The organism is Xenorhabdus santafensis (assembly GCF_033949405.1).
In the GTDB taxonomy this organism is placed as follows: Bacteria; Pseudomonadota; Gammaproteobacteria; order Enterobacterales; family Enterobacteriaceae; genus Xenorhabdus; species Xenorhabdus santafensis.
The window spans coordinates 51803-77486 of sequence record NZ_VCDN01000057.1 but is presented as its reverse complement, the minus strand read 5'-3'; the positions used below and the strand labels follow the sequence as shown (position 1 = coordinate 77486).

At 49.5% G+C, this 25684-nt stretch carries 7 protein-coding genes; 5 read left to right on the top strand and 2 right to left on the bottom strand.

Annotated features, from left to right (window positions below; translation table 11 throughout):
• From FE392_RS14205 to FE392_RS14190, 4 genes are all read left to right on the top strand, one after another.
• Positions 1–13296, top strand: coding sequence for a non-ribosomal peptide synthetase (locus tag FE392_RS14205; RefSeq protein WP_319930872.1), 13296 nt, complete (start codon positions 1–3; stop codon positions 13294–13296).
• A 4-nt stretch (positions 13297–13300) separates the two neighbouring features.
• Complete coding sequence (locus tag FE392_RS14200) at positions 13301–20788, top strand: non-ribosomal peptide synthetase (RefSeq protein ID WP_319930871.1); 7488 nt, start codon at positions 13301–13303, stop codon at positions 20786–20788.
• A gap of 360 nt (positions 20789–21148) precedes the next feature.
• Positions 21149–21502 carry a tRNA-binding protein gene (locus tag FE392_RS14195; RefSeq protein WP_319930870.1) on the top strand — a complete coding sequence of 118 codons (354 nt, stop codon included), beginning with the start codon at positions 21149–21151 and terminating at the stop codon, positions 21500–21502.
• Between the two features lie 28 nt (positions 21503–21530).
• Positions 21531–21932: a VOC family protein gene (locus tag FE392_RS14190; protein ID WP_319930869.1), complete on the top strand. Its 402-nt coding sequence runs from the start codon at positions 21531–21533 to the stop codon at positions 21930–21932.
• Positions 21933–22483: 551 nt separating this feature from the next.
• On the opposite strand, the gene FE392_RS14185 is transcribed toward FE392_RS14190, so the two are convergent.
• Positions 22484–23665 carry an SDR family oxidoreductase gene (locus tag FE392_RS14185; RefSeq protein ID WP_319930868.1) on the bottom strand — a complete coding sequence of 394 codons (1182 nt, stop codon included), beginning with the start codon at positions 23663–23665 and terminating at the stop codon, positions 22484–22486.
• A 691-nt stretch (positions 23666–24356) separates the two neighbouring features.
• The gene (yfcD, locus tag FE392_RS14180; RefSeq protein ID WP_319930867.1) at positions 24357–24887 is read right to left on the bottom strand and encodes an NUDIX hydrolase YfcD; all 531 of its coding nucleotides are present in this window, start codon (positions 24885–24887) and stop codon (positions 24357–24359) included.
• Between the two features lie 175 nt (positions 24888–25062).
• On the opposite strand from yfcD, the gene FE392_RS14175 reads away from it, so the two are divergent.
• Positions 25063–25683 carry a glutathione binding-like protein gene (locus FE392_RS14175; RefSeq protein ID WP_319930866.1) on the top strand — a complete coding sequence of 207 codons (621 nt, stop codon included), beginning with the start codon at positions 25063–25065 and terminating at the stop codon, positions 25681–25683.
• Position 25684 lies beyond the last annotated feature (1 nt).

Here is a 25684-nt window from a genome sequence, read left to right as displayed (position 1 = left end):
ATGAACAATAACGAGCTTTCATCTCTACCATTAACTGAACGCAGAAGACTACTTGAGTTAGCCAAATCAGCAAAACTGACCCGCCAGACGACTCAAAAAACAGAAATTACGCCGCGGGAACAGGATAGTGGCGTACCGCTGTCATGGGCACAGCAACGCCTGTGGTTCCTTGCCCAATTGGATCCAGCCGCACAGACGGCATACCATATGTCCGCAGGTTTGGAACTGACAGGCAAACTGAATTTGGCCGCCTTACAGGCGGCGTTGGATAGAGTTGTCGCACGCCATGAAATCCTGCGTACGACTATCGTTATGGTAGAAGATGAAGCACAGCAAATCGTTGGTGACGCAGATTGTGGTTTTTCCCTGACAATAGAAGATTTCAGCCAGTTATCGTCAGAAGAACAGCAAGCGGCCATTGAAGAAACCGCTTATCTTGAGGCGAATCAACCTTTCGATTTTGCCAATGGCCCCCTGTTGCGGGGAAGGTTACTGAAACTTGCGGAAGATAAACATATTCTGCTGCTGACCCAGCATCACATTATTTCTGATGGCTGGTCAGTCGCTGTACTGATGCAAGAATTGTCTACGCTTTATCACGCGTTCAGCCAAGGGCAGCCCGATCCCTTGCCTCCCCTGACTATCCAGTACGCGGATTATGTTGTTTGGCAGAAAAAATGGCTGCAAGGAGAAACGCTGGAAAAACAGATCAATTTCTGGCGTGATACTTTGCAGGGTGCCCCTGCCCTGCTGGAATTACCGACTGACAGGCCACGTCCGGCCAAACAGAGCTATGCCGGGGGACGCATAGATTTGGCTCTGCCAGCCCAGTTGCAAGCCGGTTTGAAAGATCTCAGCCAACGCCACGGCACCACTTTATTCATGACTCTGCTGGCCGGATGGGCCACCCTGTTATCCCGCCTCAGTGGTCAAGACGATATTGTGATTGGTACTCCGGTCGCCAATCGCCAGCAACCGGCGCTTGCTTCTTTAATCGGTTTCTTTGTCAATACATTGGCATTGCGGGTGCAACTGCACGATAACCCTACGGTCAGTGAACTTTTGGCACAAGTGAAGCAGCAGGCGCTCAATGCCTATGCCCATCAGGATCTGCCCTTTGAACAATTGGTCGAAACGCTGCAACCTTCACGCAGCCTGAGCCACAGCCCGGTTTTTCAGGTCATGCTGGCAACGAACAATACACCGGGGCAGCGGCATTTTGCACTGCCGGGGCTGACTCTGGAAGAACGCCCGTTAATCAGGGAAAGCTCTTACTTCGACCTGACATTAACCTTGGACGAGACTGAAAATGGCTTAACCGGTGATCTGGAGTACGCCAGTGATCTGTTCGACCACGCCACTATTGAGCGCATGGTCAGTCATCTGTATACCCTGCTGGCTGCAATGGTGGCGGATGATACGCAATCAGTGGCCGAATTGCCGCTGATGGAGCCTCAACAACGCAAGCAATTATTGGTCGATTTTAACAACTCTGCCCTGACGCACTCACAGGACTCATTAATCCACCAGCTATTTGAACAGCAGGCTGAATCACAACCTGATGCGGTCGCTCTGGTGTATCAAGATTCTCAACTGAGTTATGCGGAATTGAACCAACGGGCCAACCAACTGGCCCACAGTTTGATTGCTTTTGGCATCCGCCCTGACGATCGCATTGCCCTGTGTGTTGATCGCAGTCTGGATATGATTATTGGCATGTTAGGCATTCTCAAGGCCGGGGCCGGATATGTTCCATGCGATCCCGAATACCCCGCCGAGCGACTGGCTTATCAACTGTCAGACAGTAAACCGGCGTTAATGCTGACCCAGCAACATTTGCAGGCTCAATTGCCGGAAACAGACGTTCCGGTTTGGCTGCTTGATGGCGACAGTCACCAGAAAGTTCTGGCGCAGCAACCCATACACAATCCTGATGCCAGCCTGTTGGGGCTGCAAACACACCATCTGGCCTATATCATCTACACCTCTGGCTCAACTGGCCTGCCTAAAGGAGTGATGCTCGAACACCGCAACGTGGTCAATTTCATCCATTCTCATTATCAGATAAGCCATCCCCAGCCAGAAGATCGCATTCTGCAATTTGCCACTATGGCATTTGATACATCAGTGTCTGATATTTTCCCGACACTCTCTGCGGGGGCAACACTTGTTCTGCGCCCTGCGCACATCCGCGTACCGGATGCGGAATTTATCCACTTCTTGGAACAACAAAAAATCACCATCATCGATTTGCCAACCGCATTCTGGCACCAGTGGGTTCAGGAAATGAAAGCGGGTCGCGTGGGGTTCAGCCTTCACCTGCGCATCATTATTGTCGGTGGTGAAAAAGCGGAATATCGTCATTTGGCGGATTGGCAGTCGTTGCCTGTTACCCAAAATTGCACTTGGATCAACACCTATGGCCCGACTGAAACGACAGTGACCGCAACCAACCTGATTTTGGATGACAAGGCGTTCGATTCTCTCAACGGTTCCATTCCAATTGGCTATCCGAATACCAATTCTCCCATTTATATTCTGGATACACTGGGGCAACTGGTTCCCATTGGTGTCAGTGGAGAAATTCACATCGGTGGTGACAGTGTTGCCAGAGGATATTTGAACAGAGAAGAACTGACTGCGGAGCGTTTTGTTTCTGATCCATTCAGAGAAAAAGCCAATTCCCGCATGTATAAGAGTGGGGATTTGGGGCGCTGGCTGCCCAACGGCACGATTGAATATTTGGGACGCAATGATTTTCAGGTCAAAATTCGTGGGTTCCGCATCGAGTTGGGGGAAATCGAAACACAGCTGGCGGCTTGTGAAGGCGTCAAGGATGTGGTGGTCGTTGCCCGTGAGGAAACAGGCGGTGACAAACGTTTGGTAGCCTACCTGATCCCGCAACCCGGTACTGTTCTGTCTCCGGCTCATTTGCGTGAACAATTGAGCACTTATCTGATGGAGCATATGATCCCCAGCGCATTTGTTATGCTGGAAGAGTTCCCATTAACCGGCAGTGGCAAGATAGACCGCAAGGCGCTGCCTGAACCCGATCGCAGTGCCATTGCCAGCCGTGAATATGAAGCTCCCCAAGGTGAAATAGAGCAAAAACTGGCGGAAGTATGGCAATCCCTGCTGGGGCTGGAACAAGTGGGGCGCCATGACAATTTCTTTGAGCTGGGCGGGCACTCTTTGCTGACCGTACAGATGGCTTCCCGCGTGCGTCAGGCTCTCAATATCAAAGTTGATTTGCAAAGTTTATTCACACATCCCATATTGTCGGACTTGGCACAGTCGCTGAGTGCTCAATCCCTGACGGTACAAGCGCAAGCTGCTGTCGGCCATGCAGAAGATCTCCCGGAACAACCGGTGATATTGCCTGCCAGCCGGCAACAAGTGCTTCCGCTCTCTTGGCCACAACAACGCCTGTGGTTCTTGGCGCAGCTGGATTCAGCCGCCCAAACGGCATACCACATTTCCGGCGGTTTGCGCTTAAAGGGCAAACTCAATCAAAGCGCCCTGCAAGCCACGCTGGACAGAATTATTGCCCGCCATGAAATTCTGCGCACCACAATCAAAGTGGTCGATGGCGTAGCCCAGCAAATCATTGCTGAAGCTGACCGTGGCTTTGATTTAACCATCAAAGATCTCAGCCAGTTAAATGAGGCAGAAAAGCAGGCGGCCATTGATGAAACCGCGCAATATGAGAGTAACCAGCCTTTTGATTTCGCCTTGGATCCTTTGATTCGTGGTCAATTATTGAAACTTTCTGACGATGAACATGTGATGTTATTGACCCAGCATCATATGATTTCAGATGGCTGGTCACTGAATATCCTCATGTATGAGCTGACTGCCATTTATCAGGCGTTCAATCAGGGACAAGCAGATCCCCTGCCTGCACTGAAAGTGCAATACGCTGATTATGCCCTCTGGCAACGGCAATGGTTGCAGGGTGAATCACTGGAAAAACAGGTGAATTTCTGGCGTGATGCCTTGCAGGGAGCTCCTGCCCTGCTTGAGCTGCCTACCGATAAAGTGCGTCCCGAAGTACAGAGTTATCGCGGGGATCAAGTGGCATTCACACTTTCCCCTGAGTTGAGCCAAGGATTAAAGGCACTGAGTCAGCGCCATAGTTCCACGCTGTTTATGACATTGATGGCAGCGTGGTCAATCTTGCTTTCCCGCATCAGTGGTCAACAAGATATTGTCATTGGCGCGCCGGTTGCCAACCGTCAGCACAGTGAGCTGGAACCCCTGATCGGTTTCTTTGCCAACACGCTGGCAATGAGGGTTAAATTAGAAGGCAATCCTACGGTTGCGACATTACTGGCACAGGTAAAAACACATGCACAGGCCGCCTATGTCCATCAGGACTTACCATTTGAACAACTGGTTGAAGCACTGAAACCACCGCGCAGCCTGAGCCACAGCCCAATTTTTCAGGTTATGCTGGCCCTGGACAACACGCCGGTACAGCAATCTCTTGAACTGGCTGATTTAATGCTGGATGAGCTGCCATCAACCCGCCAGAGTACTCACTTCGATCTGTCACTCTCCATGACTGATACGGATAATGGTTTGGTTGGCGAGTTGGAATATGCCAGCGATCTGTTTGAACATGCCACTGTTGAGCGCTTTGCCGGATATCTGCAAACCTTGCTGGCAGCTATGGTCGAGGATGATTCTCTGCCTGTGGAAAATCTGCCGTTATTGCAACCGCAACAACGCGAACAATTATTGGTGGAATTCAACGACACGGCGCTGAGCTATCAGCAAAATGTGTTGATTCACCAACTGTTCGAGCAGCAAGCGGAGCGCACGCCGGATGCGACTGCGCTGATATTCGGCGAAAGCCAGATGAGTTATGCGGAGCTGAATCGCCATGCCAACCAACTGGCAAACTACCTGATTGTGTCAGGAATACGCCCTGATGACCGGGTTGCCATCTGTGTTGACCGCAGTCTGGAAATGATCATCGGCATGTACGCTATCCTCAAGGCGGGTGCGGGTTATGTTCCCCTTGATCCGGAATATCCTGCCGAACGTCTGGCCTATCAATTATCCGACAGCAAACCCGCATTATTGTTGACCCAACGGCACTTGCAAGATCGTTTGCCGGGGCAAAATACGCCGTTCTTGCTGCTGGATGATGACGACCATCGCATTGCAATGGCACAGCAACCAACCCATAACCCTGATGCCCAGCAAATGGGGCTGCTGCCACACCATCTGGCTTATATTATTTATACGTCCGGCTCAACCGGGCAACCGAAAGGCGTTATGCTGGAACACCGCAATGTGGTGAATTTTATCCACGCCCAGCACCAGACCAGCGAACCCCAACCCGGTGATCGTATCCTGCAATTTGCGACCGTGGCATTTGATACGTCAGTGTCTGATATTTTCCCGACGCTGGCATCCGGCGCTACGCTGGTTCTGCGTCCACCCCATATCAGAATACCTGACATGGAATTTGTCTCGTTCTTGCGCGATCAGCAAATCACCATCATGGATATGCCAACCGCTTTCTGGCACCACTGGGTACAGGAAATGATGGCGGGTCGCAGTGGGTTCAGCCCCTATCTGCACACGATTATTGTCGGCGGCGAAAAAGCAGAATACCGCCATTTAATGAATTGGCTGTCCAGCCCGGAAACACGCGCCTGCCGCTGGGTCAATTCCTATGGGCCAACCGAAGCCACCGTTATTGCGACAACGTTGTCCTTGGATGCATTGTCCCTGAACCATCGTGCACAAAACAGCGATGCGCCCCTGAATATTGAACTCATTGCCCCGAAAAACAATATCCCGATTGGCTACCCTCTGCCCAATACCGCCATTTATATTCTGGATGCACATGGCCAGCCTGTTCCTCTTGGTGTATGCGGTGAAATTCACATTGGCGGCGCCGGTATTGCACGGGGTTACCTGAACCGGCCTGAAATGACAGCCGAGAAATTTGTTGCCGACCCATTCAGCAACCAGCCCAATGCCCGCATGTATAAAACCGGCGATCTGGGATGCCGGCTGCCAAATGGCACGATTGAATATCTGGGCCGCAATGATTTTCAGGTCAAAATCCGAGGCTTCCGCATCGAGCTTGGTGAAATCGAAGCCAGACTGGTTCAGTGCCACGGCGTTCAAGAAGCAATCGTCGTTGCCCGTGAGATGGGTTTGCATGCCGATCTGCTGCAACAACAAACACCGGGGGAAAAACGCCTCGTTGCTTATGTGATCCCCAAAACCGGTGCTGAACTGACGCCAGCAACGTTGCGTCAACAACTGACCCAACATCTTGCGGATTACATGATCCCCAGTGCTTTTGTCACGCTTGGTGCTTTCCCCCTGACTCCCAACGGCAAAATTGATCGCAATGCCCTGCCGGAACCGGATCAGTCAGCCGCGGTGACACGTGATTATGAAGCCCCGATCGGTGACATGGAAATCACCTTGGCCGAGATTTGGCAAACCCTGTTGGGATTGGAAAAAGTCGGTCGCTCTGACCATTTCTTTGAGTTAGGCGGGCACTCCTTGCTTGCTGTTCAGTTTGCTGCATCTGTGCGCCAGAAACTGGGGCTGGAGCTGCCTTTGCAACAACTCTTTGCCCATCCAGTTCTGGCAGATTTAGCCACTGCGCTCAATAACGCCTCAGTGGCTACGCAAACGTTCATTCCGGTTGCAGATCGCAATCAACCATTGCCGCTCTCTTTCGCCCAGCAACGCTTGTGGTTCCTTGCCCAACTCGAACCGGCAGCCAGCCTGGCCTACCATATCCCTGCGGTTCTCAGCCTCAAGGGACAGCTCGACCACACGGCCTTCACCGCCACGCTCAATCGCCTTGTTGCCCGACAAGAGAGCCTGCGCACGCGTTTTGTTCTGGTCGATGAACAGCCTTCCCAGCAAATCGATGCAGCGGATACCGGTTTTGCCCTGACTTACCAAGATTTCCGTTCATTGGATGCGGTAACTCAGCAACACCAACTTACTGAATTGATTGAACAGGACATGAATAGCCCATTTGATTTCATCAACGGGCCACTGATCCGCGGTCAGTTGCTGCAATTGGCGGATGATGAACATACGTTGATCCTCACCCAGCATCACATTATTTCCGATGGCTGGTCAGTCGGGGTACTGATCCGTGAACTTGGGGAAATTTACCGTTCTGCCCTTGCAGGACAAGGCGATCCCCTGCCGCCTTTGCCCATTCAATATGCTGACTACGCGGTATGGCAACGTGGATGGTTGCAGGGCGATGTCTTGGAGTCACAACGTAATTTCTGGGTGAACCAGCTTCAGGATGCTCCTGCATTGCTGACACTGCCTACTGACTACCCGCGCCCTGCGGTACAAAGTTACGCAGGCGGGCAAGTTGCAGTCAGTCTGGATGCGGATTTATTGGTTTCGCTCAAGGCACTCTGCCAACGTGAAGGAACTACGTTATTTATGACCCTACTGGCTGCTTGGGGGATCGTGCTTGCCCGGATCAGTGGTCAGGAAGATATTGTCATTGGTACGCCTGTCGCTAACCGCCCACGGAATGAATTTTCAGATTTGATTGGGTTCTTCGTCAATACGCTGCCTCTGCGGGTTAAGCCGGAACATGGCCAGACCGTGGCTGAATTGCTCGCACATGTCCGTGAGCAAGCACTGGCTGCCTACGCACATCAAGATCTGCCTTTTGAACAATTGGTGGAAACGCTGCAACCTGAGCGCAGCTTAAGTTACAGCCCAATCTTTCAGGTCATGCTGGCGCTGGACAACACTCCCGTTCAGGACATTGAACTGCCCGGTTTGTCCGTCTCAGTAGTCGAGCAGAACTATCGCAGCGCCCATTTTGATCTGACCTTGTCGCTGTCTGAAAGTATGGCTGGACTCCACGGGACACTGGAATATGCCTCAGATCTGTTTGAGCATGCAACGGTTGAGCGCATGGCAGGTTATTTGCGTAATGTACTGGCAGCGATGGTTCACGATGCCGATAAAACCGTGGCAAATCTGCCAATCCTGTCGGCCTCAGAACGGCAACAAGTGTTGTTTGATTTCAATGCCACTCAAGCGGATTTCCCACGGGATGCCTTGATCCATCAATTGTTCGAGGCATACGCAGCACAGCACCCTGATGCAACCTCGCTCATTTATGAAAATCAGACAATGAGCTATGGGGAGCTGAACCAGCGCGCCAACCGTCTGGCCCATCACCTGATTGCCTTGGGTGTTCGTCCTGATGATCGCGTAGCCATTAGTGCTGAACGCAGCCCGGAAATGGTGGTCGGGTTACTGGCTATTCTCAAGGCGGGGGGGGCTTATGTGCCCATCGATCCTACTTACCCGGCTGAACGTCTGGCCTATATGCTTGGCGATGCGGCTCCGGTTGTTTTACTGACTCAAACCGCTTGGGTTGAGACCCTCGTTAACGCGCTCCCATCCACACAGCCTGTAACTGGTGAAGCTGTATCGGCCACCAACATGCCTATCTTGGTGCTGGATGACTGTGAAGCACTGATGGAAAGCCAGCCGACCCACAATCCGGACTCGCAGGCCCTGGGGCTGACTTCACGCCATATGGCCTATATTATCTACACTTCAGGTTCAACCGGAAAACCCAAAGGGGTCATGATTGAGCACCGAAATGTGCTTCGTCTCATTATCAATAGCGGCTTTGCTGATATTGGCCCTGATGATTGTGTGGCTCATAGCTCCAATATTTCATTCGATGCAGCCACTTGGGAAGTTTGGGTCAGTCTGGTTCACGGGGCCCGTCTGCTGTTGCTTCCGGAAAAAGCCTTGCTGGAAACGGCGGCTTTCGGCCAGCGTTTATCATCCGAGGGAGTCAGTGCCTTATTCCTCACGACTTCCCTGTTCAATCAGTACGCCAGCCTGCTCGCCCCGGCGCTATCAGGTTTGCGTTATGTTATTTTTGGTGGTGAGCAAGCCGATCCACGCCCTGTCATGAGCCTGAGAACAAATTATCCACCGAAAGCTCTGTTGCAGGCATACGGCCCGACGGAAACAACAACCTATGCCACTATCTATGAAGTTCCGTTAACCCGAAGCAACAGCGGGAAAATTCCGATTGGCCGCCCGATTGGCAATACCCAGATTTATATTCTGGATCCGCAAAGCCAGCCTGTTCCTCTCGGGGTTACGGGTGAAATGTATATCTCAGGGGATGGTGTTGCCCGGGGTTATCTCAACCGTCCGGATCTCACTGATGAGCGTTTTCTTGCTGATCCGTTCTCTGACAACCAAGAAGCACGCATGTATAAAACCGGCGATCTCGCCCGCTGGCTGCCTGACGGTAATATTGAATACATTGCCCGCAACGATTTTCAGGTTAAATTGCGTGGCTTCCGCATCGAGTTGGGCGAAATTGAATCCCGTCTGGTGGAATGTCATGGTGTGCGTGACGCCGTCGTTCTTGCCCGTGAAGATGAACCGGGCCAAAAACGTCTGGTCGCCTATCTGATAGCAGAAGACGGCATTGAACTGGAACCAGCAAGCCTGCGCCAAGAACTCAGCCAGCATCTTACCGAGTACATGCTGCCCAGCGCTTTTGTGATGCTGGATGTCTTCCCGTTGATGCCTAACGGCAAACTTAACCGTCAGGCCCTGCCTGCGCCCGATCAGACAGCAATAGCGATGCGCAGTTATGAAGCGCCGGTCAATGAACAGGAAAGAGTACTCGCGGAAGTCTGGCAGGCATTGTTGGGCTTGGAACAAGTCGGCCGCCATGACCATTTCTTTGAGCTGGGTGGTCACTCGCTGATGATAGTCAGTCTGTTGGAAAGATTGCGCAACCAAGGGTGGTCTATCGATATCCGCACTGTGTTTTCTACTCCGGTGTTGGCAGAAATGGCAAAAGCGATATCAATCAGCCCGGACAGCACGGATGACTTCATTGCACCGCCCAATCTTATTCCTGACGGCTGTACTGCCATCACGCCGGATATGTTGCCTTTAGTCTCTCTGCCACAAAATGAGATTGACCTCGTTACCGCAGCAATACCGGGTGGCGCGGCCAATATTCAGGATATTTACCCGCTTGCCCCATTGCAGGAAGGCATTCTGTACCACTATTTACTGGAAACCCTAGGTGATACTTACCTTCTGCGCACCCAGTTTGTATTTGATAGCCGCGAGCGCCTTGATGCCTTCCTGACTGCTTTGCAGCAAGTCATCAACCGCCACGATATCCTACGGACTTCAGCTTACTGGCAAGGGCTGGCTCTACCGGTGCAAATCGTCCATCGTCATGCATCATTGCCGGTCATTGAGCACACGCTGTCCGTGGAAGAAAGCGCCGAAGCGCAGCTCTCCCGACTGACCGACTCGCGCGCGATGCGGATGGATCTTACTCAGGCACCATTACTGGCGGCCCATATTGCCCAAGATCATGAATCAGGACACTGGCTGCTCTCCCTGCTGAATCACCATCTGGTTTGCGATCACCTGTCGCTGGAGCTCATTTCCAATGAAGTGAAAACACTGCTGTTGGGAGAAGATGACAGCTTGCCTGCCCCACAGCCTTACCGCAATTTCATCGCTCAAACCCGCAGTATAGCGCCGGAAGTGCATCAGGCTTATTTCCAGCAACTGTTGGGAGATGTGGACGAGCCTACGCTGCCGTTTGGGTTGCATGAAGTGCAAAACAGTAATCAGGATGAAATTCAGCACAAGGAAATTGCAGAAGATATCCTCACCCTTGACAGTGAACTGGCAAACAATCTGCGTGATTGTGCACGTCAGCAGGGCATGAGTGTCGCGGTACTGTTCCATGTGGCATGGGCGCAGGTACTGGCACGATGCAGTGGGCGGGATGATGTGGTATTCGGCACGGTTCTGCTTGGTCGCTTGCAAGGCGGGGCCGGAGCATCGCAGGCTCTGGGTATGTTCATCAACACTCTGCCTGTCCGTGTTCAGCTACAGGCCCGCAATGTATTGCAAGTGGTACAGGAAACCAATCAGCAACTCACTGAATTGTTGAACCACGAACAGGCTCCTCTCGCCGTTGCCCAGCGTTGCAGTGGCATTCAGGCACCAATGCCGTTATTCAGCAGCCTGCTCAATTTCCGTCATAGTCCGGATGACAACACACAGTCTACCTTGCAGGCTTGGGAAGGCATACGGGTCATCGGCGGTGAAGAGCGCAGCAACTATCCACTGTCACTGGACGTGGATTCTCTGACCGACGGGTTCTCACTGGTTGTCCAGTGCTATCAACAAATCAATCCGGCACGCCTGAATGCGTACATGGAAATCGCACTGAAAGAGATTGTTGCGGCTCTGCAACATGCGCCGGAACAGTCGTTCGATACGATGGATATCCTGCCACAGGCCGAACGCACCCAGTTATTGCAAGACTTTAACGATACCGGGCTGGATTATCCTCAGGATATGCTGATTCACCAGATGTTCGAACAACAAGTCTCCCGGACACCTGATATGACTGCGCTGGTATCCGGTGATACTGAACTGAGCTATGCCGAACTGAATCGCCGCGCCAACCAATTGGCACACAGCCTGATTGCCTTTGGTATACGCCCTGACAACCATGTTGCGCTGTGCGTTGAACGCAGCACGGATATGATCATCGCCATGTTTGGCATCCTCAAGGCCGGAGCAAACTATGTTCCGCTTGATCCGGAATATCCGAGTGATCGTCTGGCTTACCAATTATCAGACAGTCAGCCGGTATTGTTGCTGACCCAGCATCACATACAGGAGCGCCTGCCATCAGAAAATATTCCTGTTTGGTTATTGGATGATGACATATTCCGCGGACAGGTGGCGCAGCAACCGGAACACAATCCTGAGCCTGAGCAGTTGGGGCTTGGAGCCCATCATCTGGCCTATATCATTTACACATCAGGCTCTACCGGACAACCGAAAGGGGTCATGATTGAACACCGTAATGTGGTGAACTTTATCCATGTCCAGCATCAGGTAAGCCACCCTCAACCGGGGGATCGCATCCTGCAATTTGCGACCGTGGCATTTGATACGTCAGTGTCTGACATTTTCCCAACATTGGCCGCAGGGGCAACATTGGTGCTCCGTCCGGCGCATATCCGTGTACCGGATCAGACATTCGTTGATTATCTGATTCAGCAAAAAATAACCATCATCGATTTGCCGACAGCTTTCTGGCACCACTGGGTTCAGGAGGTGAAAGCAAACCGCACGGGCTTCAGCCCATACTTAACGAAAATCATCGTCGGTGGGGAAAAAGCGGAACTTCATCATTTGCAGGATTGGCTGTCTCTGCCAGAAACCCAATCCTGTGGTTGGATCAACTCCTATGGCCCGACTGAAACGACAGTGATCGCCACCAATCTGGTTTTGAATAACTATTCATCCCCGATCACCAGTGCGATCCCGATTGGCTACCCGAACGTCAATACCCAGATCTATATTCTGGATACCCACGGTCTTCCCGTTCCTCTCGGCGTGAGTGGAGAGATCCACATTGCCGGGTTCGGTGTTGCCCGGGGTTACCTGAATCGTCCTGATTTAACGGCGGAGAAATTTATTGCTGATCCGTTCAGCACACAACCCAATGCGCGCATGTATAAAACCGGAGACCTCGGGTGCTGGCTGCCTGACGGCACGATTGAATATTTGGGACGCAATGATTTTCAGGTCAAGATCCGTGGCTTCCGCATTGAGCTGGGAGAAATCGAAGCACAATTGCTGGCTTGTACCAGTGTCCGGGAAGCGCTGGTTGTTGCCCGTGAGGAAGATGACGGGGATAAGCGGTTGGTCGCCTATGTCATTCCGCAACCCGGCACCACATTGGATGTCAACGATCTGCGTGAACAGCTCAGTAACCACCTGGCGGGTTACATGATGCCCAACGCCTTTGTCATGCTGGATGCATTCCCATTGACTGCCAGTGGAAAAGTAGATCGCAAGGCTCTGCCTGCTCCTGATCGTACCGCGATTGCCAGCCATGAATACGCGGCTCCTGAAGGAGTGATAGAGCAACAAATAGCCGTCATTCTCCAGACTTTGTTGAAATTAGAACAGGTAGGCCGTTATGACAGCTTCTTTGATTTGGGTGGCAACTCTCTGTCAATTATTCAATTAATGGCAAGACTGCGTGATGAATTCCACCTTGAAGTATCTATTCAGGACATTTTTGCCCATTCAACGCTTTCTGAACTCGCTGAACTTATTGCATCAAGGCAAATTGAGACCTTTTTCGCGCAAGAAGATATCGAGTTGCTGCAAAAGGAATTGGAAGACTTGTCCGAAGATGAGCTGCGTGCCCTGTTAAATGGAGATAATTAATTAAATGAGTAATCACGAACAAACTCTGCTTAAGTTAAGACAAGCAGTACTCCAGAAAAAAATTAAAGAACGCATCCAGAACAGTCAGGTAGAAGAAAATAACCAGATTGTACCGAGAAGCGCCGATCAAAAAACATTGCCTCTCTCTTGGGCACAACAGCGCCTCTGGTTCTTGGCACAGTTAGATCCGGCTGCGCAGACGGCATACCACATTCCCGGTGGCCTGCGCCTGAAAGGCCATTTGGATCTGGATGCGCTGCAAGCGGCTCTGAACAGGGTAGTCGCCCGCCATGAGATCTTGCGCACGACGATCGAAGTGGTGGAAGGCCACGCCCGGCAGATCATTGGTGAACCGAACTCTGGTTTCTCTTTGGCAATGGAAGATATCAGCCACCTGCCTGTCGCTGATCAGCACACTGCCATCGGAGAAATATCCCGACATGAAACTAACCAGCCCTTCGATTTCACAAAAGGCCCCCTGATCAGGGGGCGGTTACTTCGCTTGGCAGAAGACGAGCATGTTTTGCTGTTAACTCAACACCACATTATTTCTGATGGCTGGTCACTCAATGTGCTGATGAATGAACTGGCAACCCTTTATCATGCATTCAGCGAAGGGCAGGCTGATCCCCTGCCCCCTTTGGCGCTTCAATATGCGGACTATGCCCTTTGGCAAAGAGCATGGTTACAGGGTGAAATGCTGGAAAAACAAGTGGATTTCTGGCGCAGCGCGCTACAAGGTGCCCCGGCGTTGCTGGAGTTGCCCACGGACAGACCACGCCCGGAAAAACAGAGTTACACCGGAGGGCGTGTCGAGATTATCCTGCCACCAGAATTAAGTTCCGGATTGAGGGCGCTCAGCCAGCGCCACGGAACAACATTATTTATGACCCTGATGGCCGGCTGGGCAACATTGCTCTCCCGCCTCAGCGGACAAAAAGATCTGGTCATCGGTACTCCGGTTGCCAATCGGCAACATCGGGAATTGGAACCATTGATCGGTTTCTTCGTCAATACGTTGGCACTCAGGGTTCAACTGGATGACAACCCAACAATCAGTGGCTTGTTGGCGCAAATCAGAAGCCATGCCCTGAAAGCCTATGCACATCAAGATCTGCCATTTGAGCAATTGGTTGAAGCGTTGAAACCTCCGCGCAGCCTCAGCTACAGCCCGATCTTCCAAGTAATGATGTCAGTGGATAATACGCCGGGACAACAGGATATCGAGCTGCCCGGTGTCACAATCAGTGAGATCAATCCCAGCGAAAACATTTCGCAGTTTGATCTGTCACTTTCCATGAATGACACCGAAGAAGGTTTAGTGGGTGATTTAGAATATTCCAGTGATCTGTTTGACCGTGCCAGCGTAGAACGCATCGCCGGTTACCTGCAAACCTTGCTGGCCGCAATGATTACGGATGATTCACAACGGGTGGAAAATTTACCACTGTTGCAACCGGCACAACGCACCCAAGTTTTGCAGGAATTCAATGACACGGATTTTTCATATCCCCAACAATTGCTGGCTCACCAACTGTTTGAGCAGCAGGCAGAACAAACGCCTGATGCCATCGCATTGGCCTTTGGTGACAACCAATTAAGTTATGCTGAGCTGAACCGGCATGCCAACCAATTGGCACACCATCTGATCGCATCGGGTGTACGCCCGGATGATCGCATTGCGATTTGTGCAGAGCGCAGCCCGGATATGATTATCGGCATGTACGCTATCCTCAAGGCCGGGGCAGGCTATATTCCGCTCGATCCTGAATACCCAGCCGAGCGTCTGGCCTATCAATTATCTGACAGCAAGCCTGTGTTATTGCTGACCCAGCAGCATTTGCAAGCCCGTTTATCCACTCAGGCGGTCAATGTCTGGTTGCTTGATGATGAAAACAATCGCCACCACGTGGCACAGCAACCGGGCCATAATCCTGATGCCAGCTTGCTGGGGATTAAACCGGAACATCTGGCTTATATTATTTACACCTCCGGTTCAACCGGCATGCCTAAGGGCGTCATGCTGGAACACCGCAATCTTGTGAATTTTATCCATGTCCAGCGCAAGACCAGTGAACCCAAGCCGGGGGATCGCATCCTGCAATTTGCCACTGTCGCATTCGATACCTCAGTGTCTGATATTTTCCCGACGCTGGCATCCGGTGCTACTTTGGTTCTGCGTCCGCCGCACATCAGAATACCGGACATTACCTTTGTCAATTTTTTGCGTGAGCAGCAAATCACCATCATGGATATGCCAACCGCTTTCTGGCACCACTGGGTACAGGAAATGATGGAGGGGCGCAGCGGTTTCAGCCCTCATTTGCATACCATCATTGTCGGGGGAGAAAAAGCAGAACACCGCCATTTAACGAATTGGCTGTCCAGCCCAGAGACACAATCCTGCCGTTGGATAAATTCTTATGGCCCAACCGAAACAACGGTCATTGCCACCACATTGACCCTAAATAGCTTGAACCGGAACGGCGAAGAAAATCCGCAGTTCATGGGATCGGTTCCGATTGGCTATCCATTGCTCAATACCCGCATTTATATTTTAGACACCCACGGGCAGCCTGTTCCCGTCGGGGTGACAGGCGAGATCCACATCGCCGGAGCCGGAGTCGCCCGTGGTTACTTGAATCGCCCCGATCTGACGGAAGAGAAGTTTATTGCTGACCCATTCAGTGAGCATCCGAATGCCCGCATGTATAAAACCGGAGATTTGGGACGCTGGTTGCCAAATGGCATGGTTGAGTACATGGGGCGCAATGACTTTCAGGTCAAAATACGTGGATTTCGCATTGAATTGGGGGAAATTGAAACCCAGCTTGCGGCCTGTGAAGGTGTCAGTGATGCGGTAGTCATTGCCCGTGAAGAAGGCATGGGTGATAAACGCTTGGTGGCTTACTTGATCCCACAGGCTGGTGTCACGCTGACCCCCTCTCTTCTGCGTGAGCAACTGAGCAGCCGCTTGATGGAACATATGCTTCCCAGTGCGTTTGTCATGCTGGATGCTTTCCCGATGTCCGCCAATGGCAAGCTGGATCGCAAGGCATTGCCGGCTCCGGATCACACAGCGATTGTCAGCCGTGAATATGAAGCGCCGCAAGGTGAAATCGAACAAAAACTGGCAATGATCTGGCAATCTTTGCTCAATTTAGAACAAGTCGGACGTCAGGATAATTTCTTTGAATTGGGCGGGCACTCGTTACTGGTGGTCAATTTAATCGAACAGTTGCGCCAGCATGGCCTTTCCCTTGATGTCAGTGCCGTTTTCTCTGCCCCGACTTTGGTCGCCATGAGTGCTCTCATCAGCCAGAATGCCGGGCAAGACAGCGGCTTACAGGAAGTTCCGCCTAACCTTATTCATCAAGAGAGCCAGGCGATTACCCCCGATATGCTGCCGCTGGTGGAGATGACTCAAAACCAGATTGACCAAGTCATTGAAAGCATAACGGGTGGCGTCCAGAATATTCAGGATATTTATCCGTTGGGGCCGTTGCAGGAAGGTATTCTGTTCCATCATTTGCTGGAACAGGAAAGCGATATCTATCTGGATAACCATCTGGTGGTCTTTGACAGCCGGGTACGGCTGGACAGTTTCTTGCAGGCACTCCAGCGTGTCATTGACCGACATGATATTTTGCGCAGCTCGGTGCACTGGAAAGAATTACCTGAGCCAGTACAGGTCGTCAATCGCCGTGCTCCTCTGCCGATCATTGAGCTTGAACTTCCAACCGATCCCTCCACGACAGAAAGCGCTGAAATGCAATTGCGCCTGATTGCCGATCCCTATGCAATAAGACTGGATGTTACCAAGGCTCCCTTAATGGCGGCTTATATCGCCCAAGATCCCGCATCGGGAGAATGGCTGCTTTCACTGCTTTACCACCATCTGGTTTGTGACCATATCTCACTGGAGATCATATTCAATGAAATACAAACCTTATTGCTGGGTAAAAGTGAAAACTTACCAACACCATTGCCTTACCGTAACTTTATCGCCCAGATCAATAAAGTGCCGCAGGAATCCCATCAGAATTATTTCCAAACATTGTTGGCAGATGTGGAAGAGCCTACCTTGCCTTTCGGATTGCTTGATGTGCAGGGCAACAATCTGAATGAAATCGAAGAAGATGTTTTCGCACTGGATAGCGATCTGAGCCACAATTTACGCGAATGCGCACGTCAATTGGGCATGAGTTCCGCCGCCCTGTTCCATGTGGCATGGGCACAAGTATTGGCTCGATGCAGCGGGAAAGACGACGTGGTATTCGGCACCGTTCTGCTTGGACGTTTGCAAGGTGGTGCCGGTGCTTCCGAAGTACTGGGTATGTTCATCAATACCTTGCCAATCCGCGTAAGATTACAGGCTCGTACTGTTAAGCAAGCCGTTCAGGAGACTTATCAGCAGTTGAGTGCCCTGCTGGAACATGAACAGGCACCATTGGCGATGGCCCAGCGTTGCAGCGGGATCCCGGCCTCATTGCCACTGTTCAACAGCCTGCTCAATTTCCGCCATAGCCCACGCGCGGATGAAGAAGAATTAGGGGAGCTGGCTTGGGAAGGCATCCGGGAACTGGATGGTGAAGAACGCAGTAATTATCCGTTATCGCTGGATGTCGATGACTTTGACGACGGATTCAGCCTGACTGCCCAATGCAATCGGCAAATCAATCCAGCCCGCATCAATGCCTATATGAATGCTGCGCTGGAAGGTCTCGTGGCAGCACTGCGAAACTCGCCAGAACAAGCGATTGAAGCTATCGATATTATGCCACCGGCAGAGCGTAGCCAGTTACTGGATGCATTCAACAATACCGCCAGAAGCTTCCCACAAAACACCTTAATCCACCAGCTGTTCGAGCAACAGGCAGAACGTACCCCCGATGCCACGGCGCTGGTATTTGGCGAAAATCAGTTGAGTTATGCTGAGTTGAACCATCATGCCAACCAGTTGGCGCATCATTTGATCGCTGCGGGTGTACGCCCGGATGATCGCGTTGCCATTTGTGTCGATCGCAGTCTGGACATGATTATCGGCATGTACGCGATCCTCAAGGCAGGCGCAGGTTACGTTCCCCTCGACCCAGAATACCCTGTCGATCGCTTGGCTTATCAGCTTTCAGACAGCAAGCCAACGTTATTACTGACCCAGAAACACTTGCTGTCGCGCTTGCCCGTTCAGGGCGTTAATGTCTGGCTGCTGGATGACCGCACCCATCAGGAAAGTGTGGCGCAACAACCTGCATATAACCCTGATGCCGACAAGATGGGACTTCAACCACATCATCTGGCCTATATCATTTATACGTCAGGATCTACCGGGCAGCCTAAAGGCGTCATGCTGGAACACCGGAATGTGGTGAATTTCATTCATACCCAACACAAAACCAGCGAACCCAAGCCGGGCGATCGTATCCTGCAATTTGCCACCGTAGCATTTGATACCTCGGTATCTGACATTTTCCCAACGCTTGCATCGGGTGCAACTCTGGTTCTGCGCCCGGCCCATATCCGTGTACCGGATGCCGAGTTTGTCGCCTTGCTCAATGAGCAGAAAATCACCATCATGGATATGCCGACGGCTTTCTGGCACCAATGGGTGCAAGAAATGATGACGGGACGCAGTGGCTTCGGTCAATTCCTGCATACCATCATTGTTGGGGGTGAAAAGGCTGAGCTCCGGCATTTGCTGAATTGGCAATCAATGCCAGAAACCCAATCCTGCCGTTGGATTAACTCCTATGGCCCGACTGAAACAACGGTCATTGCGACAACGTTGACGCTGGATAATCAACATACACTGCCAATGGCAGACAGCATCCCGATTGGCTATCCCTTGCCCAATGCGCGTATTTATATTCTGGATACACAGGGCAGACCGGCTCCTCTCGGAGTTGGAGGGGAAATTCACATTGGTGGTGCGGGCGTTGCCCGTGGTTACCTGAATCGCCACGATTTGACGGAAGAGAAGTTTATTGCTGACCCATTCAGTGAACAGCCGGGTGCCCGTATGTATAAAACAGGCGATTTGGGGTGCTGGCTGCCAAATGGCATGATTGAATATCTGGGCCGCAACGATTTTCAGGTCAAGCTGCGTGGTTTCCGCATTGAGCTTGGAGAGATAGAAGCGCGTCTCGCCCAGTGCCCGGGCGTTCTTGACACCATTGTGCTTGTCTGTGAAACCATTCCGGATGATAAACGCCTCGTTGCCTACGTGCAGCCCCGTCCGGGAGCCAAACTGATTCCCGCAGATCTGCGCCAGCAACTCGCTCAGCATCTTGCAGACTATATGCTGCCAAGCGCATTCGTCATACTGGATACTTTTCCGTTGACCTCCAACGGCAAAATCGATCGCCGGGCATTCCCTGCACCGGATCAATCGGCCATTGTGACCCGCAGTTATGAAGCACCGCAAGGCGAGACTGAAACCGCATTGGCCCAAATTTGGCAAAGTTTGCTGGGATTGGAACGTGTCAGCCGCCATGACAATTTCTTCGAGTTAGGCGGGCATTCATTGCTCATCCTGAAAGCCTGCTCTTTGGCGGTTGAACGGTTTGGCCTTGAGCAGAATATGATGGCGAGCCTGATGGCAATTACGACGATTAAAGAGCAGGCCCGCGTTATCGAACAACGTGACAATAACGATGTTGGCTCTATGGTCAAGCTGTCACAAAATACCAATCACACCCCGCTGTTCTTTGCGCCGGGTGCGGGTGGGCATGTACTTTATTTACAGGAACTGGCTACTGAACTGGCGGGCACTTATTCCGTCTGGGGCATGCAATCGCCTGAGCTGGATGGGCGTCATGACGTTCCAGAACGCCTTGAAGTGATGGCCAGCGCAATGATCGACAATCTCAAGAAAGTTCAGCCAAACGGCCCTTATCACTTGGGTGGACACTCTTTCGGCGCTTGGCTCGTGTTTGAAATCGCACGCCAGCTTGTAGAACAAGGCGAGGAAATTGCTTTATTGGCGTTGGTCGACAGCGAATCCCCCTTGGAAAGCGCAGCTCAGAAAATCGAATCAGAATGGTCTGACAGCCGTTGGATAGCGGAATTCGGCAACGTATTTGCTGCACTGGAAGGCGCAGACGATATCTTCACTGAGGAAGCGTTCCAATCCATGAAAGAAGAAGAGCGGATAGACAACCTGCGCCTTCGTCTGATTAAAGAAGAATTGCTGCCACCCCAACTTGTTTCACAGGAGATTGAAACTTATCTGCGGGTCTTCAAGGCGCACTCTTTAATGGATTATCAACCGCAAGGAGCATATTCAGGAAACATCCACCTGTTTTTGGCAAGCAATAACCAAGACCATGAAGAGCTGGGAACATCTATCGAGAGTTTTATCGATGGTTGGAAAGAGTTGGTTACGGGGGAAGTGGCATCACATACTTTATCTGGCGACCATATTTCCATTATGCGCGATCCTTTCGTTCAAGAATTGGCTTCTGCCATCGCCAAGGCGGATAAGTCAGCGTGATGATCGGTGGAGTTAATTATTCGCGGTAAATAGTAAATCATAACCACCCGTATAGCGGGTGGTTATATGTTTAAGTCACTTACGGTGACTTAAACTGGCTAAAGCTATAATGAGAAAGGCAGGGGAAGCCCTAAAACAGATTTTATATTGGCCAGGCTGGCAGCAGCGACATCAATATAAAGCTCAGCAATATCATTATCGCCACCGGAATAACTTGATGATTACACAGCAATTACAACTGTAGTACTAAGATAAGGAAATTATAGTCGTAATATCCATGCAATAATTTCACTCTGGTCATTTTGCTACTTTTACTTTATGCTAAACAACATAATTAAAACAATTAATACCTACTGAATAATGAAAGATATAAACCTCGAACTTACTACTATTGATACTTTTATATCCCTTGACATCCGCGTTGGTAAAATAATCAAAGCAGAAAAAAATGAAAAAGCGCTAAAACCTGCTTACAAATTATATATCGATTTTGGTGACGATATTGGCGAAAAACAAAGTTCCGCCCAAATCTGCCAAAACTACACCGAAGAACAATTAATAGGCAAACAAATTCTGGCAGTAATAAATTTCCCACCTAGACGTGTAGCAGGATTTAAATCAGAAGTATTAGTTCTAGCGGCAGTCTGTGGCGAGCAAGGAACAGTTCTGATACAACCTGAAATAAACGTGAATTTAGGCACACGTATGCTGTAATTTTTTAGCTGGTAAATATAGGAATACCATGAGAACACAAAAAAGATGTATGGGTTACATTGCTATTGTTGTGGATGATTATGATAAAGCCATTGATTACTATATTAATAAGCTAGGTTTTACGCTGGTAGAAGATACTCCCCAACCAGGTAAAAGATGGGTTGTTGTTACGCCAAACGTTGAGAGTGATTGTAATTTATTATTGGCTAGAGCATCTAACGAAAGGCAAGAAGCATTTATTGGTAATCAATGTGGTGGTAGGGTGTTCTTATTCCTACAAACTGACGATTTTTGGCGCGATTACCATAAAATGAAAGAAAATGGTGTTCATTTCTGTGAAGAACCACGCCAAGAAGAATATGGCACTGTAGTCGTTTTTGAAGATATTTATGGAAATCGGTGGGATCTATATCAGAATTCCGTTGAGTAATAATCAGCTTATTTAACTTGGTCTGCCCCCCTAGTACCAGCCAATTTCCTAAATAATGTTAGATACCCGTCGTCTTGCAAGTTGCCCTTTTGGTTAGCTACGCTCATTCACGCCGGTCACCGTTTTTATAAACATACGGTTATCTATGCTCCCGGAGGTGACTGAGAGGCTCCTGCCTCTCGTCCTTTGGCCAGCCTTTGGCTGAGAAAATTCTCGTTCCCGACGAGTTTGTCACTTCCTTGCCACCACGACGCATCTTGAAATCCATAGGATATGGATTCTTGAGTAACACCTGTTCCGTATCTACTTAATTTAAAAATCTCAATATTAGCCTACTGATAAAGTTCTGTTTTTTTATCTGGCACTTTGCTTTGATCAGATTTCGTTCACCAAATGGAGCATGCCACTATGTTAAGGCTCTCCCCCTTCCTAGTAACGGTCTGCTGGCTCAAGAGATTCAGGTCAATATGGTCTGCCGCTAATTTTTGCAATTGGGGCTAACAGAAAAAGCCCCAAATGCCTCCATTTTCAGCCAAAACGGCTTCCCTCTTTTAGATTATTTCAGCACCCTCTCCCTGATCTTGTGGCGCCAAAATAAACTGCTGTTCAATTAAGTAATTTAAATAGCAGGAAATCAACTCACCACCAGACGGGGCACACTGAATTCCACTGCCGCTAAGTAATTCCGTTGTCAATTGAGTGGCATATTTCGCCCTTTCACTAATGATGCCTTTACTGTAAAACACGCTCAACAAATCCATGTAGACTGAATTATAGGGCTCTCCATTGCGGTATATACGTTTTTGTAATACTGCTTGTATAAAATCGTTATTGTCGATAGTCCGGATGCGATAACCGAATTCACGCAAACAAGCAACAAACTGATTAAAGTTAATCGTAGTCTGATTAACTAAATGCAATGTTTTTCTGTCAAATTTCTGAATATAAGAAATGGCAAATAATGATGCTTTGGCCACATAATCCACCGGCGTTATTTCAAAATCCTCCGGAGAATCGTAAGTCAGCCCTGTTTCCACCAATGACTTAATAACATCATAGTACACACCTTTCACTCTGGTCTGATACAAAGGATAGCACCCGCTGTGGCTATCTCCCCAAACGTTGCCGGGACGTACAATTACCCATTTCAGCCCCTGCTCCCCGGCGCTGTGAATGGCCTGTTCGGCTTCAAATTTGGTGAGTTCATAGCCCATGCCATCAAATTTCTGCCCGACATCCAAATCAGTTTCATGCATGACAAAACCTTGCTGAAACAAACGGCTGCCAATAATACTGAAGCTGGATGTATAGAGTAATGGCGCACCACCTGACAGGCAAAATTCGATAATGTTATGTGTCCCCTGAACATTGGTCGGTGCGATTTTAGCGTAAGAAGAAAGCAGTTTGACGTTAGCGGCACAATGAATAACGCTATCAATTTTACCTGTCAAATCATGGTAAAGCGTGTTTGCCATTCCCAGATATTTTTCAGAAACATCCCCCAGAACAGGAATGATGCGGTGAATGTCAGACTCGCACTGTTTTTCCTGATCATAAACGGACAGAATCGTTTTTATCCGTGACAGAGCGTGTTGCTCATCAGCTTCCCGAATCAGGCAATATACATTGGCGTCCGTTGTCGTCAATATTTCAAAGAGGAGCCTTCCTCCCACAACCCCCGTAACCCCGGTAAGCAGTATATTCTTGAGATCTGTGTTACTGTGGCTAAGCATATTTTTCTCCTGTAATATCCTTCACCTTTCAATCTGTGACTGCGTTGGGCGTTTCTGTTATTCCCGGACTCCCATCACATCGACAGCGTGTGATCCGAGAATTAACTTCTTGCCATGCTCAACAATTTGAAATCGATGGGATATGACATTATTAAAATCTATTGGGTAATATCGGATTAACTCATATTTGGTATAAATCCCCATAAATTCCGAGTTGCGACGAGGCAGCAAGAAAGCGACAAATTCTTCGAAAACAAATGCAGCCAACAAAAATGCAACTTGAAATATGACTGGTATAAATGAGTTTTATATTAGTCACATATGAGTTACAGAAATACTTTTCCTGAATAGTAGGATACTGCTTGAAAGGCAATGAGTGACCATCATGTTGAAGTATTCCCGACAAATAAAAAAGCACGTTAAGATACACGCAAAAAAGCAATTATTCACGGCATGATTAATTTCAATTTAAATAACATGATTAATTTTTAATAATACTCCAAAGAAAGTTTCAAAAATAATTAGCCTTTATTTGGATTTTATTAGTAACTTGTTTTATTCATCCAATAGCATTTTTAATTTCACAACACACAGGAGTATTTCATCAGGACTAAAATATTTTCCAATAGTTTTCAGGTTGTAGTTTATTGAATATAAGCCACAACCTGAAAAATAACAGGAATAAAGATTATCAATGCTCAGAAAGTTCAGTCTGATTATTACGCGCCATCCACAATGAGAGGGCTTTAAGGGAATCCGGGGTAAATTCATCACAACGGGCTGTGATTTCTTCCGGTGTCAGCCAATAGACCGCAGAAACTTCTTCTTCTTGCAGCGCAAATGGCCCGTGGGTGACGCAACTGAATAAACCACCCCACACCCGGCAAATGTTCTCTTCATAATAAAAAATGCCATGCTCGGCAAAGGGTACACCAGCAATCCCCAACTCTTCTTCTGCTTCCCTACGCGCCGCACTGAGCAGGTTTTCTCCCATAATAACGACACCACCCGCCGTTGCATCCAGTTTTCCAGGATAAAAGTCTTTTGTCTCTGTACGATGCTGAACCAGAATTTTCCCCATGCCATCATGCACAACAATATAAGTGGCACGGTGCCTCAGATTTTGAGCCCTCATTTGCTGGCGGCTCGCCTGGGCGATGACTTCATTATTTTCATTAACAATATCGACCCATTCGATATTGGCTGATCTTTCTAACTCCATTCTAAAAACCTTTAATAAACGATTTACATGCCCGTTTTTGCAGTGCCCTCCGCAGCAGAAGGTCAAAAACAGATAAACTGACTAACAATAAAATAGGGAATTCGTAACATCTTACAGACAAACAATGATAATGTAATGCAGTGATATTTATTCTGTTGTTATTACAAGAGGTTATATGATAGATCTATATTATGCCCCGACACCTAACGGCTATAAAATTACATTATTTCTCGAAGAAGTCGGTCTTCCTTATACCGTCCACCCCATTGACATCAGCGCAGGCGAGCAATTTAAACCAGAATTCCTTGCCATCGCCCCGAACAATAAAATCCCTGCCATTGTCGACAATCAACCAGCCGACGGCGGAGAGCCTATCTCCATCTTTGAATCTGGTGCCATTTTGCATTATTTGGCAAACAAAACAGGGCAGTTACTCAGCACAAATATTCGTGAACGTACCGAACAATTGCAATGGCTGTTCTGGCAAGTTGCCGGATTTGGCCCAATGCTCGGCCAAAATCACCATTTTAATCGTTATGCGCCTGAAGTTGTTCCTTATGCGATTAAACGCTATGTGGAAGAATCACGACGCTTATACAAGGTACTCAATACTCAATTGGAAAAAACTCCTTATCTGGGAGGAAATGAATACAGTATCGCAGATATCGCCACTTACCCGTGGGCCAAATGCCATGAACATCAAAGCATCAATTTAGACGATTATCCTGCTGTCAGAAACTGGCTTGATAAAATCGGACAGCGCCCCGCAACCCAAGCGGCCTATAATGATGCTTAAC

What these genes read in the sequence shown, in the direction of transcription:
- FE392_RS14190 (WP_319930869.1), top strand. Translation starts at nt 21,531, where the DNA reads ATGAGAACACAAAAAAGATGTATGGGTTACATTGCTATTGTTGTGGAT.
- FE392_RS14185 (WP_319930868.1), bottom strand. Translation starts at nt 23,665, where the DNA reads ATGCTTAGCCACAGTAACACAGATCTCAAGAATATACTGCTTACCGGG.
- FE392_RS14200 (WP_319930871.1), top strand. Translation starts at nt 13,301, where the DNA reads ATGAGTAATCACGAACAAACTCTGCTTAAGTTAAGACAAGCAGTACTC.
- FE392_RS14195 (WP_319930870.1), top strand. Translation starts at nt 21,149, where the DNA reads ATGAAAGATATAAACCTCGAACTTACTACTATTGATACTTTTATATCC.
- yfcD (WP_319930867.1), bottom strand. Translation starts at nt 24,887, where the DNA reads ATGGAGTTAGAAAGATCAGCCAATATCGAATGGGTCGATATTGTTAAT.
- FE392_RS14175 (WP_319930866.1), top strand. Translation starts at nt 25,063, where the DNA reads ATGATAGATCTATATTATGCCCCGACACCTAACGGCTATAAAATTACA.
- FE392_RS14205 (WP_319930872.1), top strand. Translation starts at nt 1, where the DNA reads ATGAACAATAACGAGCTTTCATCTCTACCATTAACTGAACGCAGAAGA.